Origin of the sequence: Pseudomonas sp. Teo4 (assembly GCF_034387475.1) — a bacterium.
Lineage (GTDB): Bacteria > Pseudomonadota > Gammaproteobacteria > Pseudomonadales > Pseudomonadaceae > Aquipseudomonas.
Genome location: NZ_JAXCIL010000002.1, coordinates 456,673 through 471,701, shown reverse-complemented (window position 1 = coordinate 471,701; position 15,029 = coordinate 456,673). Strand labels below are relative to the sequence as shown.

Here is a 15,029-nt window from a genome sequence, read left to right as displayed (position 1 = left end):
GCGGATGATAGTGCCCTTGCGGTGCCGGCGTGGCCGTGTACCCGATTGAATCTACATGAGTATCACTGCGGTTTGCCTGGTGGCGACCGCCTGGATGGGATGAATGAAATTCCTGCGCCTTCCATTTGCGCTGCTGATGACGGGTTTGCTGGGGCTGAGCGGATGCAGCATGCATCAGCCAGTGGCCTTGTACCAACTCGATAGCGGTGATCCTGGCCAGCCTTCGCAAAGTGCGGGCATGGCTGTGGTGCTCGGCCCGGTGTCGGTCGCCGATTACCTGCAGCGCGAAACCTTCCTGCAGCGTCAGGCTGACGGCAGCTTGAGTTCGGCCACCGATGGCCGTTGGGCGGGCAGCCTGTCGGCTGATATAGACCAACTGCTGGTGCGTCAGCTTGCCTGGCGCCTGGACAGCCAGCGCGTCGTCCTGGCACCGGCCAGCACCGGCTTCACGCCGGATGTGCAAGTACTGCTGTCGATCACTCGCCTGGACTCGGGCAAGAACCAGCCGGCGATTCTCGATGCCCAGTGGCGTCTGCTCGATCGCCGTGGTCATGTGCGTGACAACCGCATCGTCCACCTCGAGCAGCCGCACGAGGGTAGCGAAGCTTCGCAGGTACAAGCGCAGGGGCAGTTGCTGCAAAAGTTGGCTGAGCAGTTGAGCTCTGCGGTCAAGCCGTTGGCCAACCAGCCTGCCATCGCCGAAGATACGCCGAAGAAGCCGGCTGCACCGGTGCAGGTGAAGAAAGGGCCAGAGAAGTCCAAGATTCCGATGGCTTCACCGATTCGCACCGATATGGAAGTTTATCGGTTCTGATCAAACCGCCAGACACAAAAAAGCCCGCAGCGATGCGGGCTTTTTTTTGTGTCTGGATTTTTGCTGCGTGCCCCTGTGGGCAACTGCCTGTACTGGCCCCATCGCCGCGGTTCGTCGCCACGGCAAGCCGGCTCCCACAAGTACTGCAGTGATTTCCAGATCGGAGCGGTCCATGTGGAAGCAACTGTCTTGGGGGCAGTCCAGGTACGGCACTGCGCGGTCCATGTGGGAGCCGGCTTGCCGGCGATCACCGGCGCAGCCGGTGCCATACACCGCGTTGTCCTGATCGCCGGCAAACCGGCTCCTACAAAAGCCTTGTCAGGCCCTGCGCTCGTGCATCCGCGCCAACTGCCGCTCCAGCATCGACGGATAAGGCTCCATCAACCGCTCTACGCAACACGCGCCCTCAGGGCTGGCAATCGGGCGGATACGTGCGCGCTGGCGTATCAGGCTGTCGTCGCTGATCTGACGTTCGACCAGCAGCAGGTTACGGCTGTGCTGGGACAGTGCCAGGGCGTCCTGGGCCTTTTCGGTCATCAGCAGGTCGACTTGCTCCATGCCTTGCAGGTCGTCGCCGGACACCAGACCCAACTGCAGTTGCAGCGTGATACCGCTGTCAGCCACTTCGATCTGCAGTGCGTGGCCCAAGGCACGCAACAGCTCGCCACAGCAGATGGCGTTGGTCAGGTAGTCCTCGCCACTGTCTCCGCTGTGGAACAACACCAGGGTACTGCCGTCATTGAGCGTGTAGGTTTCACCCTCATACAGCGACGCGGCCTGTTCCAGGCAGTCGCGATAACGCTCCAGCAGCTCGGTCAGGCGAGTGCGGGGCAGGCGCCGCAGTTGTTCCTGAGAGCCCAGCTGAACCGCCAGGACTGCCGTGTTCTGCGGCTTTCTGGAGTCGGAAGCACTGGCAATGAGGGCGCTGTCTTCGTTATCCAGCAGCCCGGCGAAGGCGTCATCGTCATCTTCGTCTGCCTGCGCCACGGCTTTAGCCCGTGGCGCGGCCTTGGCGGTCGTGGCGACATCGTGCAGGTCGTCGAAGCTGTCCTCGTCGTCTTCCACTTCCACTTCCTCTTCCTCCGGCTCCGGCTCGGGGGGCGGCGGAGGGGCCAGACGTGCGTGCAGTTGGCGCGCGATGTCGCCGATTTCGTCCTGACGGTCGGTGGCCGGGGTGTAGGGGTGTGGGTCGCGCAGCCACACACGCAACTGCAGCAGTGGCGTGGTGATGTAGCGGCCCTGGCGCAGGCTCAGGCTCAAGGCCAGAGCCAGCAGGATGGCACCCAGAATACCCATGCTCTGCAGGCTGATCAGCATCGGTTGCTGGAACTGGCTCATGTCCAGGCTGATGCGCAGTTGCCCGGCGGTCACGTCCTGGAAGGTGATCTTGGTCTGGTACAGGCCTTCGGCCTCACCCAGCAGACCGTTGCGCGGGCGCTGGCCGGCTTCGGCCAGTATGCGGTTGTCCACGCTGTAGATGGCTGCGTGGGCCACCAGCGGGTTCTTCACCAGGTTGCCCAGCAGCACATTGAGACTGAGGATGTCGTTGGACACCAGCAGCTCGGTCGCCGAGGTGGCGGTCTGGGTGGTCAGGCTCTGGCCAAGGGCGTCGGCCTGCTCGTGCATGGCCTGCTTGAATTGCAGGCCCATCACGCAGGCGTAGATCACCAACGCCAGCGCCACCAGGAAAATGTTGGTGATGGCGATGCGCAGTGCCAGGGGAATGCGACGTTGGCGCAGGGCACGGAAGATCATCAGGAAGAAGTTGTCTGGTTTGACGGGCGTGGGCCGGTTCACAGAGCGCGGCTCTTTATGGCAGAAAAGTGTTGCGCAGTATAGCGAGCCGTGTTTTGTCGGCAAAGTATCGTTGGCGCCCGATGGTCATGGAAAATCGGTAGAATGCGCATTTTTCATCGAAGTCGGAGCCAGGTTGTGCGCGAAATCGTCCTGATCAACATCACCGGTGAGGACCGTCCCGGTCTCACTGCGGCCATTACCGGCGTCCTGCTCCAGGGCGGTGTGAATATCCTCGACATAGGTCTTGCGGTCATGCATGGCACCTTGTCGTTCGGCATCCTGGTCGATATCCCGGACAACGAAGTGGCCACCAGCCTGCTGCAGGCCGTTCAGGGCAAGGCCCATGAGCTGAACCTGCAAGCGCGTTACACGCCCATTTCCGAGGCCGACTACCAGCATTGGGCCGACGGCCAGGGCGAGGCACGTCACATCGTTACCCTGCTCAGCCGCAAGATCACCCCAGAACAGCTGCAGCGAGTGAGTGCAGTCATCAGCCAGTACGACCTGACCATCGAGCGCATCGAGCGTTTGTCGGCTCGGGTGGTGCTGGATGCCCCTCAGGACAACGGCAAGGCCGCCCTGGAGATTTCCGTGCGTGGCGAGCCGAGCGATGGCCAGGCCCTGCGTGCGGCCTTCTTCGCCCTGTCGGACGAGCTGAAAATCGACATCGCTTTCCAGAAAGACGACCTGTACCGCCGTAACCGCCGCCTGGCGGTATTCGACATGGACTCGACGCTGATCGAAGCCGAAGTCATCGACGAGTTGGCCAAGGCCGCAGGCGTGGGCGAGCAGGTGTCGGCGATCACCGAGCGGGCAATGCGCGGCGAACTGGATTTCCGCGCCAGCTTCAAAGAGCGCATGGCGCTGCTCAAGGGCCTGGATGTGGGTGTGCTGGACGAGATCGGCGCTTCGCTGCGTCTGACCGAGGGCGCCGAGAACCTGTTCGCCGAGCTCAAGCGCCTGGGCTACAAGACCGCCATCCTCTCGGGCGGTTTCTCCTACTTTGCCAAGCAGGTGCAGGCGCGCCTGGGCATCGACTACGTGTTTGCCAACGAGCTGGAAGTGGTCGATGGCAAGGTGACCGGCGTGGCCGTGGAACCCATCGTCGACGCCCAGCGCAAGGCTGACCTGCTGCAACAACTGGCCAGCGAAGAGGGCCTGCAACTGGAGCAGACCATCGCCGTGGGCGACGGTGCCAACGACCTGCCGATGCTGTCGCTGGCAGGCCTGGGCGTGGCGTTCCGGGCCAAGCCATTGGTGCGCCAGTCGGCCAAACAGGCGATTTCCACCCTGGGGCTGGACGGTGTGCTGTACCTGCTGGGTATGCGTGACCGCGACGCTCGCAACTGATCCGAAAAAACCGGGCCGCATTTGCAGCCCGCATCGCCGGCAAGCCGGCTCCTGCAGGTACAGCGGCGATCTTGAGGTCGTCGCGGTCCATGTAGGGGCCGGCTTGCTGGCTATTGAGCGCAAAAAATCCCGCGCGATCGCGTTGTAGGCGCTGATTGCGAACTGTTCTAAGTCACCCTGTGATCACCATCTAGGCTTGGATCCGTACGGTTTTCCCATCGACCGTACTGGCCCGGGGGGAGTCCTCGTGGCCATCAACTTCAAGGAGAAGAAGTTCATGTCCAAGTACGCAGTGGAGAATCAGTGGGGCGGTAACTCGGCACCTTGGCACCCAGGCGGAATCTGGGTGATCGGGGGGCGTGACAACCAGAAAGTGGTGTCAGTCGAAGTCAAGTCGAGCGATGGCGGCCAGACACTGCAAGGTGTCATGACCTATGCCGGCGAAGGGCCGATTGGCTTCCAGGGCAAGCGCATCGCGCAGAACCGCTACCAGGTTCAGAACCAGTGGGGTGGCAGCAGTGCCCCTTGGCATCCGGGCGGGGAGTGGGTGATCGGCGGGCGCGATAATCAGAGTGTCGTCGCCTTGAGCGTCAAGTCCAACGATGGCGGGCTTACCCTCAACGGTACCAATACCTACAACGATGAGGGCCCGATCGGCTTCCGCAGCCTGCTCGGTTAGCCTTTGCGGCCGAGTAGACGCCCCCGGCTTTGCGCCGGGGGCGTTGAAGCGATCAGCCCTGCTGCGGCTGGGCCAGGAATTGGCCCATGCGCACTGCCGAGCCGGCACCCAGCGATTCAGCCCACTTCACCTGCTCTGGACCGAACAGCACGATGGCGGTCGAGCCCAACTTGAAGCGACCCAGTTCGGCACCTTTTTCCAGGTGGATCGGAGCGCGGCTGCCTTCGTCGTAGCGGAATGTCTTCAGCTCACGCTTGGGTGGCGTGACCAGGCCGGCCCAGACGGTTTCGATCGAGGCGACGATCATCGCGCCCACCAGCACCACGGCCATCGGGCCACGTTCGGTGTCGAACAGGCAGACAACACGCTCGTTGCGGGCGAACAGTTCGGGGACGTTCTCTGCGGTGGTCTGGTTGACCGAGAACAGCCGGCCTGGAACGTAGACCATTTCGCGCAGGGTACCGGCCAGCGGCATGTGCACGCGGTGGTAATCCTTGGGCGACAGGTAGATGGTGGCGAACTCGCCGCCCATGAACGGCGCCGCAAGGGCAGGGTCGCCGCCCAGCAGCTCCAGCGCGCTGAAGCTGTGGCCCTTGGCCTGGAAGATACGACCGTGCTCGATGGGACCCAGCTGGCTCACCGCACCGTCGGCCGGGCAGAGAACAGCGCCTGGAGTTTCGTCCAGTGGGCGTGCACCTGGTTTGAGGGCGCGAGTGAAGAAGGCGTTGAAGTGCTCGTAGGCGGTGAGGTCTTCGACCAGCGCCTCGCTCATGTTCACCTGATAGCGCTTGGCGAACCAAGCGGTGAAGGCGTTCTTGAACCAGCGCGCGCGGCACTCGGCGATGCAGCCTGCCAGTCGCGACAGCAGGTGATGCGGCAGCAGGTGCTGGCTGATGATGAACAAACGGGATTTCATGCAGGTTCCTTAGACTTCTACAGGCGTGTCCGGGTGGTTGCCCCATTCGCTCCACGAGCCGGCGTAAGCCTTGATGCGCGGGTAGCCGAGGGCTTTGGCCACCAGGTAGGTGAAACCGGAGCGGCGGTGGGTCTGGCAGTGGGTGATCACTTCCTTGTCCGGAGTGATGCCGAGGTTGCGCAGGACTTCAGCGATATCCTTGCGGATGCGCAGGTGATCGTTGAGATCCATTCCGGCCGTCCACTCGAAGTTGATGGCTCCAGGGATATGCCCGCCCTTGGCCGCCAGAACCTTCTCGCCAGAAAACTCCTGCGGGCCGCGGGCATCCCAGATGACCAGGTCGTCGGCGCCCAGGCGGCTTTGCAGGTATTCGCGGGTGGCGGTGGGTTCGTTGTGCAGGTGCAGGCCTACCGATGCAGCGGCCGGCGCCGGTACCTCGGTGGAGAGCTTGTCGGCCGGCCACGACTGGATACCGCCGTTGAGGTAGTGGTAAGCCTTGTGGCCAATCACGTCGAGCAGCCAGATGAAACGGCCGGCCCAGCCGCCCCCTTCATCGTCGTACACCACATAAACAGCGTCGTCACGATGGCCGAGCTCGCTGAACAGTTTCTCCAGATCCGCCAGGGCCGGCAGCAGGCCAGGCGCCGGTGGCTGCCCCAGTTGGGTGCGCTTGCCCTCAACGAAGCGTGCCCCAGGGATGTGCCCGCTGACATAGCGGTTGGCGCTGCTCAGGTCGACCAGAATCAGCTGCGGCGAATTCAGGCGCGGCAACAGGTCCTCGGGTTCGATCACCAGGGGCAATCCGGAAAAGTCAGTCATCCACGGTCTCCAGTGTGGAAAGAGGGGCGATTGTAGCGCAAGGCTCAGGCATTGCGGGTGGCAAACACCATCAGGGCACGCTCGATACATTGCGCGGTCTTGCCGAAGGCCTGCACGCTGACATCGGCCAGCGGCTTGCCGCCCTGATCGGCCACGGCCAGCATCAGCACCTGGTCGTTGACCGCCAGCGAGCGCAGCAACACATGCTCGCTGCGGAAGAATGCGCGAAGTGGCGTTGGCAGCAGCGCTGAGAACTGGGCATGGTTTTCGGGTGTGAGGCGCAGTTGCCCGGCCTTGCTGACCAGCTTTTGCAGCAGCCTGTTCTGGGCCACCGGCAAGGCGATTGCTGCCGCCTCCTTGGGCAGCCCCGCAGCTTGCTGGACGCGCAGCAGGTCGCTGGCCTTGTCCAGGGTCAGCAGCAGGATGCGCTGCATGCCGCATGCCTGCAGGGCTTGGCGCGCCTGATTGGACAAATGCACGGCATTGGTGAACGGGCTGGGTTGCGCGAGCATCTGCTCGCACAGTTTGCGCCAGAGGCCGAGGTCCTCGCTGGAAGGAGGCGGCGGTGCCAGCATGTCGGGGTGCGGGCGACGTTGCTGCCAGGGCCAGATCAGGGCTTCGGCAGGGTGGAACAGGGCATGCCTGGCGTGGCGGCGGGCGCTGGCGGCCGCCTGTTGGTGAACCTGTTGCTGCACGTCTTCCAGCGAGATTTGCAAATAAAGCGCTGTCAGCAACTGCCAACGCAGCAAATGCGGGTTGTCCCAGCCGACCTGGGCCGCCAGTGCCAGGTTGTTGGCCAGCAATACGGTGTTGGCAGGTTGGTTGAACCAGCGGCTCAGGGCGGGTGCCTCGTCCAGGCGGTGCTGCTGGCTAAGCAGGTCTTCGTCGCGGGCGATGCTCAGTATCTGGCTGAGCTGTTCGCGCTCTTCCAGCAGCAGACGGTAGCCTTGGGTTACCCATTGCGACAGGCGCCAGTGCTCGGCCACGGCTTGGCACAGCGCCATGATGCGCACACCAAACAGCTCAAGCTCAACCTCTGCAGCCTCTTCGCCCTTGTGGATAACTCGCAGTTCCCATGCATCGAGCAGCTTCGGGTAGGCCAAGGCCATTGGCCACAGGGGGGACAGGAACAGCAGGCTGCCCCAGTGGATTTCCTGCCACAGCCGTGCCAGGCGGCTGGCAAACAAACCGTTGGCCTGCTGCGAGGCGTGCTGGCTGATCAGCAGGAACTGGCGCAACACAGGCGGAATGTCGTCATCTGGCAGTGCCGGCAGGCGCATCAACAGTTCCCTGGTGCGCCCCAGGCCCAGTCGATTGAGGGCGATTTCCAGGCTTTCGGCCGGTTCCGCCAGGCTGGCGTTGGCCGGGTGGTTGGCTTCCCGCATCACTGACAGCACCAAGGCTGGGCTGTCCTGCATCAGTTCGGCAATTTCGCGCAGGGAGCGGCGGCTGTCGTTGATGGCCGACATGACCTGGTCATAACTCTGCTTCGGCACCGGCAGGCGGACACTGTCCAGCAGTTTGATCCACGCTTCTAGCGTACGCGGCGCCTGAGTAGGTACCTTGGTTTCAATTGGCATTTTGACATCAGTCCGAACTGGCTTTTCGCATTGAGTGGCTATAGTCTGGCGCAGTTCTGCCGATAAGTAGAAGAAGAGTTTTAAAGCTCCCGTCCCTCACCCTGACCACGACTGCAAGTGCTTTGAACCTATGGCTAAAATTATCGGCATCATCGTCGTATTCGCGAGCGTGCTCGGCGGGTACGTGCTTTCCCACGGCAAGATCGCGGCGCTGATCCAGCCGTTCGAAGTGCTGATCATCGGCGGTGCGGCCTTTGGCGCTTTCATGCAGGCCAACCCTGGTTACATGACCATGCATGTAATCAAGAAGTCGCTGAAGATGTTCGGTTCCCGTTTCACTCACACCTTCTACCTGGAGGTGCTGGGCCTGGTGTACGAAATCCTCAACAAGAGCCGTCGCGAAGGCATGATGGCCATCGAGAGCGACATCGAGGATGCAGCCGCCAGCCCGATCTTCGCCAAATACCCTGCAGTGCTTGGCGATGAGCGCATGACTGCGTTCATCTGCGACTACCTGCGCATCATGTCCACCGGCAACATGGCCCCCCACGAGCTGGAAGGCCTGTTCGACATGGAGCTGCTGAGCATGAAGGAAGAGCTTGAGCACCCGTCCCATGCCGTCACCGGTATCGCCGATGGCATGCCTGGCTTCGGTATCGTCGCGGCCGTACTGGGTATCGTGGTGACCATGGCCTCGCTGGGTGACGGCGATCAGGCGTCCATCGGCCTGCACGTCGGTGCGGCACTGGTTGGTACGTTCTTCGGTATTCTGGCGGCCTATGGCTTCTTCGGCCCTCTGGCCAAGTGCCTGGAGCACGATGCCAAGGAAGAGCTCAACCTTTACGAGTCGATCAAGGCTTCGCTGGTGGCCTCGGCTTCCGGCATGCCGCCTTCGCTGGCCGTCGAGTTCGGCCGCAAAGTGCTGTATCCGAAGCATCGCCCGAGCTTCGCCGAGCTGGAACAAGCGGTTCGCGGTCGCTGAGTCATGGAAAACAATCAGCCGATAATCATCAAGCGCGTCAAGCGCTTCGGCGGCGGCCACCATGGCGGCGCCTGGAAAATCGCCTTTGCCGACTTCGCGACGGCAATGATGGCGTTCTTCCTGGTGCTCTGGTTGCTTTCCACGGCCACGCCCGAGCAGAAGATCGCCATCGCTGGCTACTTCAAGGACCCGATCGGCTTCTCTGAAAGCGGCACGCCCTACGTCATCGACCTGGGCGGCTCGCCGCAACTGGCGCCGGACAAAACCATCAACCCGGAAGAAAAGTCCGAGCAGACGCCTGACACCAGCATCCAGCTGGACAAGGACCAGGTCGAGACTATGGCCGAGCAGGTGGAACGCGAGCGCCTTGAGCTGCTGCTGCAAGAATTGCAGAACAAGGTCGAGGAAAACCCGCAGCTGCAGAAGTTCAAGGACCAGATCCTCTTCGAAATCACCCAGGATGGCCTGCGTATCCAGATCATGGACGCGGAAAACCGCCCGATGTTCGACCTGGGCAGCGCGCGTTTGCAGCCGTACTTCGAAGACATCCTGCTGGCCATGGCCGACACCATCAAAGCCGTGCCTAACAAGATCAGCATCAGTGGCCATACCGACGCCAAGCCGTATGCGGGCACCGGTGAGTTCGGCAACTGGGAGCTGTCAGCCAACCGTGCCAACGCAGCGCGTCGGGCGCTGGTTGCCGGTGGTTATCCGGACGATCAGGTGGCGCGGGTGGTGGGTTATGCCTCGTCGTCGCTGTTCGATCGCAAGGACCCGTTCAACCCGGTCAACCGGCGCATCGACATCATCGTCCTGACCAAGAAGGCCCAGCGCAACATCGAGGGTGAGCAAGGTTCGCCTGAAACGCCGCCTGCCCAGGCTCCGGCTCCGGCTCCAGCGCCAGCGACACCTGGGGCTTCGGCTGCACCCGCGCCGGATCAGGCGCCGATGCAGCCGCGCGAGCTGCGTCAGAAGCTGAACATCTTCGAAGATGGTGTTTTGAAGATGGAAGACGCCAAGGACCAGTAAGTAATTGGGGCCGCAAAGCGGCCCCCTTCACTTAGTAGCTGTCTTCCGACAGGCTGGCGATGATCGAGCGGTAGCTGCTCATCCGCTGCGGCTTGATGCGCCCATCCTCCAGCGCCTTGAGCAGTGCGCAGCCTGGCTCGCGGTCGTGCTTGCAGTCGCGGAAGCGGCAGGTGCCGAACAGGTCGCGGAATTCGATGAAGCCATCTTCGACGTCGTCACGGCTGACATGTACAAGGCCGAACTCGCGAATGCCCGGCGAGTCGATCAGGTCGCCGCCATTGGGGAAATGGTAAAGGCGTGCGGTGGTCGTGGTGTGCTGGCCTTGGCCCGACCACTCCGACAGGTCGCCGACGCGGGTCCCGGCTTCAGGCAACAGGCTGTTGACCAACGAAGACTTACCCACACCCGATTGGCCCACGAACACGCTGATGTGCTCGTTCAGCATTTGCTGCAAGCGTTGCATGCCATCGCCGTGATGCGCCGAAACCTCCAGCAGCGGATAACCCAGCTCGCGATAGACCTCGAGCAGGGCATGCAAGGCCGGGCCGTTCTCTTCATTGATGAGGTCGGCCTTGTTCAGCAGCAGCAGGGGGCGAATGCCGGCGTGCTCGGCGGCCACCAGGTAGCGGTCGATCAGATTGGGGTGCGGTTCGGGTGCCGGGGCGAAGACGATCACGATCAGGTCGACGTTGGCCGCCACCGGTTTCAGCTGGCCATGGTTGTTCGGCCGGCACAATTCAGTGCTGCGCGGCATCTGCGCGACGATCACGCCGATGCCCTGATTGCCCGCACGCCACACCACGCGGTCGCCGGTTACCAACGCTGGCAGGTTGGCGCGCAAGTGGCAACGGAACACCTGGCCCGCGGCTTCACCGTCCTGGGCTTCGACCTCGACCTGCACACCGAAGTGGGCGATAACCAGGCCCAGTTGCTCCGGCCCCAGGTCGCCACCCTCCAACTCCTGCAGGACATGCTGCTCGCGTTTGGCGGCGCGAGCGGCGCGCTCGTTCTGGATTTTTTCGATGCGCCAGTTCTGGCGGCGATTGAGCTGGCGTTTGGCCATGAAGGTTCCGTGTTGGCGGTGCACATTAGAAAACGGCCCGCAGTTTAGCACGCCAGGCGGCGGACCATTCTCGTTACCTTCGCGGCGCGAATGCATCGGCCAGCCCCGCTAGGCTACTATGACGGCCTATACGAGGAGCCCTTTCATGCAGAACCCACAGAACCTGATCTGGATCGATCTGGAAATGACCGGCCTGGACCCGGACAACGACGTCATCATCGAGATGGCCACCATCGTCACTGACAGCGACTTGAACACCCTGGCCGAAGGCCCGGTGATCGCCATCCACCACAGTGACGAAGTGTTGGCGCGCATGGACGAGTGGAACACCCGCACTCACGGCGCCTCGGGGCTGACCCAGCGCGTGCGCGAAAGCCAAGTGAGCATGGCCGAGGCGCAGGCACAGACCATCGCTTTCCTTGAGCAGTGGGTACCGAAAGGAAAGTCGCCGATCTGCGGCAACAGCATCTGCCAGGACCGCCGTTTCCTCTATCGGCACATGCGCGACCTGGAAAACTACTTCCACTACCGCAACCTGGACGTCTCGACGCTCAAGGAGCTTGCAGCACGCTGGGCGCCCAACGTGCGTGACAGCTTCAAGAAAGGCGGTACCCACCTGGCGCTGGACGATATCCGCGAGTCGATCGCCGAACTGCGTCACTATCGCGAGCACTTCATCAAGGTGTGAGCCATGTGGGTGCGAATATTGTATTCGCGCCCTCTTTTGGTGCCCTTGGCAACTGGTTAGACTGCGCGCCTTTTTCGCACGGACCTGCACCATGTTGTTGATGCTCTACCTCATTGCCATCACTGCCGAAGCCATGACCGGTGCCCTGTCCGCCGGTCGACGTGGCATGGACTGGTTTGGCGTGGTGTTGATCGCCTGCGTTACTGCCCTGGGGGGCGGCTCGGTGCGCGATGTGTTGCTCGGGCACTATCCGCTGACCTGGGTGAAGCACCCGGAGTACCTGGTGCTGACCAGCTGCGCCGCGTTGCTGACGATTTTCATCGCGCCGATGATGCGCCGGCTGCGCTCGCTGTTTCTGGTGCTCGATGCGCTTGGCCTGGTGGCCTTTACCCTGATCGGCTGCATGACGGCGCTGGAAATGGGGCAGGGGATGCTGGTGGCGTCGATCAGTGGGGTGATCACCGGGGTGTTCGGCGGGATCTTGCGCGATATCTTCTGTAACGATATTCCGTTGGTGTTCCGTCGGGAGCTGTATGCCAGCGTGTCGTTCGCGGCGGCGTGGTTCTACCTGGGGTGTGTGCATTTCCAGGTGCCGGCGGAGCAGGCCATGCTATTGACCTTGTTTGGTGGGTTCCTGCTGCGTTTGCTGGCGATCAGGTTCCATTGGGAAATGCCCAAGTTTCATTACAACGATCAGCAGTGAGTGCAGTCCCAAGGGCCGCTTCGCGCCCCATCGCAGGCTGGCGCCAGCTCCCACAAAATGGACTACCCCAAAAAAGTTGTACAGTTTCAGCCAGTGACCTGAGTCCGCCGTGGGAGCTGGCGCCAGCCTGCGATGGGGCGCGAAGCGGCCCTGGCTATTGAACACCATGCCGCGCCAGCGCCCACTCCACATGCTCGCGCACCAGCTCCGACGGGTCATCCCGCCGAGCTTTCAACGCCTCGATTACCGGAATCGTCGAAGGCGCATTACCCAATCCCACCGCCAGATTACGCAACCAACGCTCATAGCCGGCGCGGCGCAAAGGCCCACCCTCGGTCTTGCGCAGGAAGGTCCTCTCGTCCCACAGGAACATTTCCGCCAGTTCGCTGTTCTCCAGCCCGTGTCGAGGCATGAAGTCATCCTCGCGGGTGTGGCTGGCAAATCGGTTCCATGGGCAGACGATCTGGCAGTCGTCGCAGCCGAATACCCGGTTGCCGATCATCGCGCGCAACTCAACCGGAATGGCGCCCTTGAGTTCGATGGTCAGGTAGGAAATGCAGCGTCGGGCGTCCAGCACGTAAGGCCCAACGAAGGCTTTGGTCGGGCAGATGTCCAGACACGCCTGGCAGCGCCCGCAGTGCTCGCTGGTGTGGGCTTCGTCGACAGGTAACGGCAGGTCGACGAACAGCTCGGCAAGGAAGAAGTAACTCCCGGCCTTACGGTTGAGCAGCAGGGTATTCTTGCCAATCCAGCCCAGCCCGGCCTGCTCGGCAATGGCCTTTTCCAGCACCGGGGCGCTGTCGACGAAGGCGCGATAGCCGAAGGGGCCGATCTCTGCCTGAATGCGGTCGGCCAGATGCTGCACGCGCTTGCGCACCAGCTTGTGGTAGTCGCGGCCCAGGGCATAGCGCGAGATGTAGGCTTTTTCCGGCTGGGCCAGGCGTTGGGCCATCTGGGTGTCGCCGGGCAGGTAGTCCATGCGCAGCGAAACCACCCGCAGGGTGCCGGGAATCAGTTGCTCCGGATGCGAGCGCTTGCTGCCATGGGTGGCCAGGTAGTCCATCTCTCCCTGGTAGCCAGCGTCCAGCCAGCGTTGCAGGTGGTGTTCATGCTCGCCAAGGTCGACGCCGGCGATGCCGACATGGGCAAAACCGAGTTCTCGGCCGAAATCCTTGATCGATTGGGCCAGTGTGGCGAGGTCAGGTGTGCAGACGGACATGGATGGGTAAGGCAATACAGGCTCAGGTGCGTATAATTCTGCCAGACATTGGAGCCTTTGACCCCATGCCCCAGACCAAACACCCCGCTAATACCCCGCTGCGACTCAATAGCGGAACTGTCGCTCGCCTGCCCGCGCGGGCTGCACAGGCTCACAAAGGCGATTTTGGCCATGTGTTGGTGGTGGGGGGCGACCTTGGCACCGGGGGCGCGGTCCTGCTCAGTGCCGAGGCGGCATTGCGTTGTGGCGCAGGTTTGGTCAGTGTGGCCACCCGCCCTGAACATGTCGGGGCGAGCCTGGCGCGCCTGCCCGAGGTGATGTGCCTGGGTATCAGTTCGGCCAACCAGTTGGTGGCCCTGCTGGAGCGGGCCTCGGTGCTGGTTGTTGGCCCTGGCCTCGGCCAGGCCGCCTGGGGGCGCAGCCTGCTGTCGGCGGTGGCCAATGCTGAGCAGCCTCAGGTGTGGGATGCCGATGCCTTGAACCTGCTGGCGCGCACGCCGTTGGCCCTGCCCAGCGGTAGCATACTTACCCCACACCCCGGTGAGGCGGCACGCCTGCTCGGTATTTCAACCGAGGCGGTGCAGGCTGACCGCCCAGGGGCAGCGCGCAAGTTGGCCCGCAGGTACGCCAGTGTATGCGTGCTAAAGGGTGCTGGCTCGCTGGTGGCGGACCCTTCGGGGCAATTGGCGCTGTGCGAGCGCGGTCATCCGGCGATGGCCGGTGCGGGCCTTGGCGATGTGCTGACCGGCGTGCTGGCTGCATTGCTGGCCCAAGGCCAGGATGCCTGGAGTGCAGCCTGTCTAGGGGTATGGTTGCACGCCTGCGCAGGCGAACGCCTGGGTGTCAAAGGTAGAGGCCTGGCGGCCAGTGATCTGGCGCCGGTCATTCGTGAGTTGTTGGAGGAGCATTCTGCGTGTCAGGCATAACCCTTTTTTTGGCCGATGAAGAGGCCACGGTCGCCTTCGGCGCGAAGTTGGCTGAAGTGACCGGCGGTCACGGCGTGATCTTTCTCGAGGGTGACCTGGGGGCAGGCAAGACCACGCTCTCGCGTGGCCTGATTCGTGGCTTGGGCCATACTGGTGCAGTGAAAAGCCCCACGTTCACCGTGGTAGAACCGTATGAGATCGGTGAGGTGCGCGCCTTCCATTTCGACCTGTATCGTCTTGTCGATCCGGAAGAGCTCGAATTCATGGGCATTCGTGACTATTTCGAGGGCGACCCGCTGTGCCTGTTCGAGTGGCCACAAAAGGGTGCGGGCGTTTTGCCAAAGCCTGACCTGACCATTACCATAAGCCCCCAAGCGGGCGGACGCTCGCTGAACCTGTCGCCGCAGGGGGCTCGCGGCGAGGCTTGGTGCGCGGCACTGGCCGAAGACTATAAACAGTAAGTG

The 15,029-nt window shown here is 62.6% G+C and carries 15 protein-coding genes; 9 read left to right on the top strand and 6 right to left on the bottom strand.

Annotated features, from left to right (window positions below):
• Window positions 1-103: 103 nt before the first annotated feature.
• The gene (locus PspTeo4_RS18525) at window positions 104-814 is read left to right on the top strand and encodes a PqiC family protein (RefSeq protein WP_322365370.1); all 711 of its coding nucleotides are present in this window, start codon (window positions 104-106) and stop codon (window positions 812-814) included.
• Window positions 815-1,132: 318 nt separating this feature from the next.
• On the opposite strand, the gene PspTeo4_RS18520 is transcribed toward PspTeo4_RS18525, so the two are convergent.
• Complete coding sequence (locus tag PspTeo4_RS18520) at window positions 1,133-2,611, bottom strand: AhpA/YtjB family protein (RefSeq protein WP_322365369.1); 1,479 nt, start codon at window positions 2,609-2,611, stop codon at window positions 1,133-1,135.
• 135 nt (window positions 2,612-2,746) lie between these two features.
• Here PspTeo4_RS18520 and serB point away from each other — a divergent pair, with 135 nt between their 5' ends.
• Together serB and PspTeo4_RS18510 are read left to right on the top strand one after the other, a co-directional pair.
• Entirely contained in the window at window positions 2,747-3,961 is a 1,215-nt protein-coding gene (serB, locus tag PspTeo4_RS18515) for a phosphoserine phosphatase SerB (RefSeq protein WP_322365368.1), read from the top strand.
• 277 nt (window positions 3,962-4,238) lie between these two features.
• Window positions 4,239-4,640, top strand: a complete 402-nt coding sequence (locus PspTeo4_RS18510; protein ID WP_322365367.1) for a lectin OAA — start codon at window positions 4,239-4,241, stop codon at window positions 4,638-4,640.
• Between the two features lie 52 nt (window positions 4,641-4,692).
• Here the strand turns inward: PspTeo4_RS18510 and asd are convergent, their stop codons facing one another.
• The 3 genes from asd to PspTeo4_RS18495 are packed head-to-tail and all read right to left on the bottom strand — an operon-like array spanning window position 4,693 to window position 7,955.
• The gene (gene asd, locus PspTeo4_RS18505; RefSeq protein WP_322365366.1) at window positions 4,693-5,556 is read right to left on the bottom strand and encodes an archaetidylserine decarboxylase; all 864 of its coding nucleotides are present in this window, start codon (window positions 5,554-5,556) and stop codon (window positions 4,693-4,695) included.
• A gap of 9 nt (window positions 5,557-5,565) precedes the next feature.
• Window positions 5,566-6,375, bottom strand: coding sequence for a rhodanese-like domain-containing protein (locus PspTeo4_RS18500; protein ID WP_322365365.1), 810 nt, complete (start codon window positions 6,373-6,375; stop codon window positions 5,566-5,568).
• Window positions 6,376-6,419: 44 nt separating this feature from the next.
• Window positions 6,420-7,955, bottom strand: a complete 1,536-nt coding sequence (locus PspTeo4_RS18495) for an HDOD domain-containing protein (RefSeq protein WP_322365364.1) — start codon at window positions 7,953-7,955, stop codon at window positions 6,420-6,422.
• Window positions 7,956-8,085: 130 nt separating this feature from the next.
• On the opposite strand from PspTeo4_RS18495, the gene motA reads away from it, so the two are divergent.
• Together motA and motB are read left to right on the top strand one after the other, a co-directional pair.
• Complete coding sequence (gene motA, locus PspTeo4_RS18490) at window positions 8,086-8,937, top strand: flagellar motor stator protein MotA (protein ID WP_322365363.1); 852 nt, start codon at window positions 8,086-8,088, stop codon at window positions 8,935-8,937.
• Window positions 8,938-8,940: 3 nt separating this feature from the next.
• Window positions 8,941-9,966: a flagellar motor protein MotB gene (motB, locus tag PspTeo4_RS18485; RefSeq protein ID WP_322365362.1), complete on the top strand. Its 1,026-nt coding sequence runs from the start codon at window positions 8,941-8,943 to the stop codon at window positions 9,964-9,966.
• 31 nt (window positions 9,967-9,997) lie between these two features.
• Here the strand turns inward: motB and rsgA are convergent, their stop codons facing one another.
• A complete protein-coding gene (gene rsgA, locus PspTeo4_RS18480) occupies window positions 9,998-11,029 on the bottom strand; it encodes a small ribosomal subunit biogenesis GTPase RsgA (RefSeq protein ID WP_322365361.1) in 1,032 nt (343 codons plus the stop codon).
• Between the two features lie 145 nt (window positions 11,030-11,174).
• Between rsgA and orn the strand changes: the two genes are divergently transcribed.
• Window positions 11,175-11,717, top strand: a complete 543-nt coding sequence (gene orn, locus PspTeo4_RS18475) for an oligoribonuclease (protein WP_322365360.1) — start codon at window positions 11,175-11,177, stop codon at window positions 11,715-11,717.
• Window positions 11,718-11,808: 91 nt separating this feature from the next.
• A complete protein-coding gene (locus PspTeo4_RS18470) occupies window positions 11,809-12,420 on the top strand; it encodes a trimeric intracellular cation channel family protein (RefSeq protein WP_023378461.1) in 612 nt (203 codons plus the stop codon).
• Window positions 12,421-12,574: 154 nt separating this feature from the next.
• Here the strand turns inward: PspTeo4_RS18470 and queG are convergent, their stop codons facing one another.
• The gene (gene queG, locus PspTeo4_RS18465) at window positions 12,575-13,639 is read right to left on the bottom strand and encodes a tRNA epoxyqueuosine(34) reductase QueG (protein WP_322366888.1); all 1,065 of its coding nucleotides are present in this window, start codon (window positions 13,637-13,639) and stop codon (window positions 12,575-12,577) included.
• A 65-nt stretch (window positions 13,640-13,704) separates the two neighbouring features.
• Between queG and PspTeo4_RS18460 the strand changes: the two genes are divergently transcribed.
• A complete protein-coding gene (locus tag PspTeo4_RS18460) occupies window positions 13,705-14,565 on the top strand; it encodes an NAD(P)H-hydrate dehydratase (RefSeq protein ID WP_322365359.1) in 861 nt (286 codons plus the stop codon).
• Window positions 14,562-15,026, top strand: coding sequence for a tRNA (adenosine(37)-N6)-threonylcarbamoyltransferase complex ATPase subunit type 1 TsaE (tsaE, locus tag PspTeo4_RS18455; protein ID WP_416196986.1), 465 nt, complete (start codon window positions 14,562-14,564; stop codon window positions 15,024-15,026). Before PspTeo4_RS18460 ends, tsaE begins: the two co-directional genes overlap by 4 nt.
• Window positions 15,027-15,029: the final 3 nt, after the last annotated feature.

What these genes read in the sequence shown, in the direction of transcription:
- PspTeo4_RS18525 (WP_322365370.1), top strand. Translation starts at nt 104, where the DNA reads ATGAAATTCCTGCGCCTTCCATTTGCGCTGCTGATGACGGGTTTGCTG.
- PspTeo4_RS18510 (WP_322365367.1), top strand. Translation starts at nt 4,239, where the DNA reads ATGTCCAAGTACGCAGTGGAGAATCAGTGGGGCGGTAACTCGGCACCT.
- asd (WP_322365366.1), bottom strand. Translation starts at nt 5,556, where the DNA reads ATGAAATCCCGTTTGTTCATCATCAGCCAGCACCTGCTGCCGCATCAC.
- PspTeo4_RS18500 (WP_322365365.1), bottom strand. Translation starts at nt 6,375, where the DNA reads ATGACTGACTTTTCCGGATTGCCCCTGGTGATCGAACCCGAGGACCTG.
- PspTeo4_RS18495 (WP_322365364.1), bottom strand. Translation starts at nt 7,955, where the DNA reads ATGCCAATTGAAACCAAGGTACCTACTCAGGCGCCGCGTACGCTAGAA.
- motA (WP_322365363.1), top strand. Translation starts at nt 8,086, where the DNA reads ATGGCTAAAATTATCGGCATCATCGTCGTATTCGCGAGCGTGCTCGGC.
- motB (WP_322365362.1), top strand. Translation starts at nt 8,941, where the DNA reads ATGGAAAACAATCAGCCGATAATCATCAAGCGCGTCAAGCGCTTCGGC.
- rsgA (WP_322365361.1), bottom strand. Translation starts at nt 11,029, where the DNA reads ATGGCCAAACGCCAGCTCAATCGCCGCCAGAACTGGCGCATCGAAAAA.
- orn (WP_322365360.1), top strand. Translation starts at nt 11,175, where the DNA reads ATGCAGAACCCACAGAACCTGATCTGGATCGATCTGGAAATGACCGGC.
- PspTeo4_RS18470 (WP_023378461.1), top strand. Translation starts at nt 11,809, where the DNA reads ATGTTGTTGATGCTCTACCTCATTGCCATCACTGCCGAAGCCATGACC.
- queG (WP_322366888.1), bottom strand. Translation starts at nt 13,639, where the DNA reads ATGTCCGTCTGCACACCTGACCTCGCCACACTGGCCCAATCGATCAAG.
- PspTeo4_RS18460 (WP_322365359.1), top strand. Translation starts at nt 13,705, where the DNA reads ATGCCCCAGACCAAACACCCCGCTAATACCCCGCTGCGACTCAATAGC.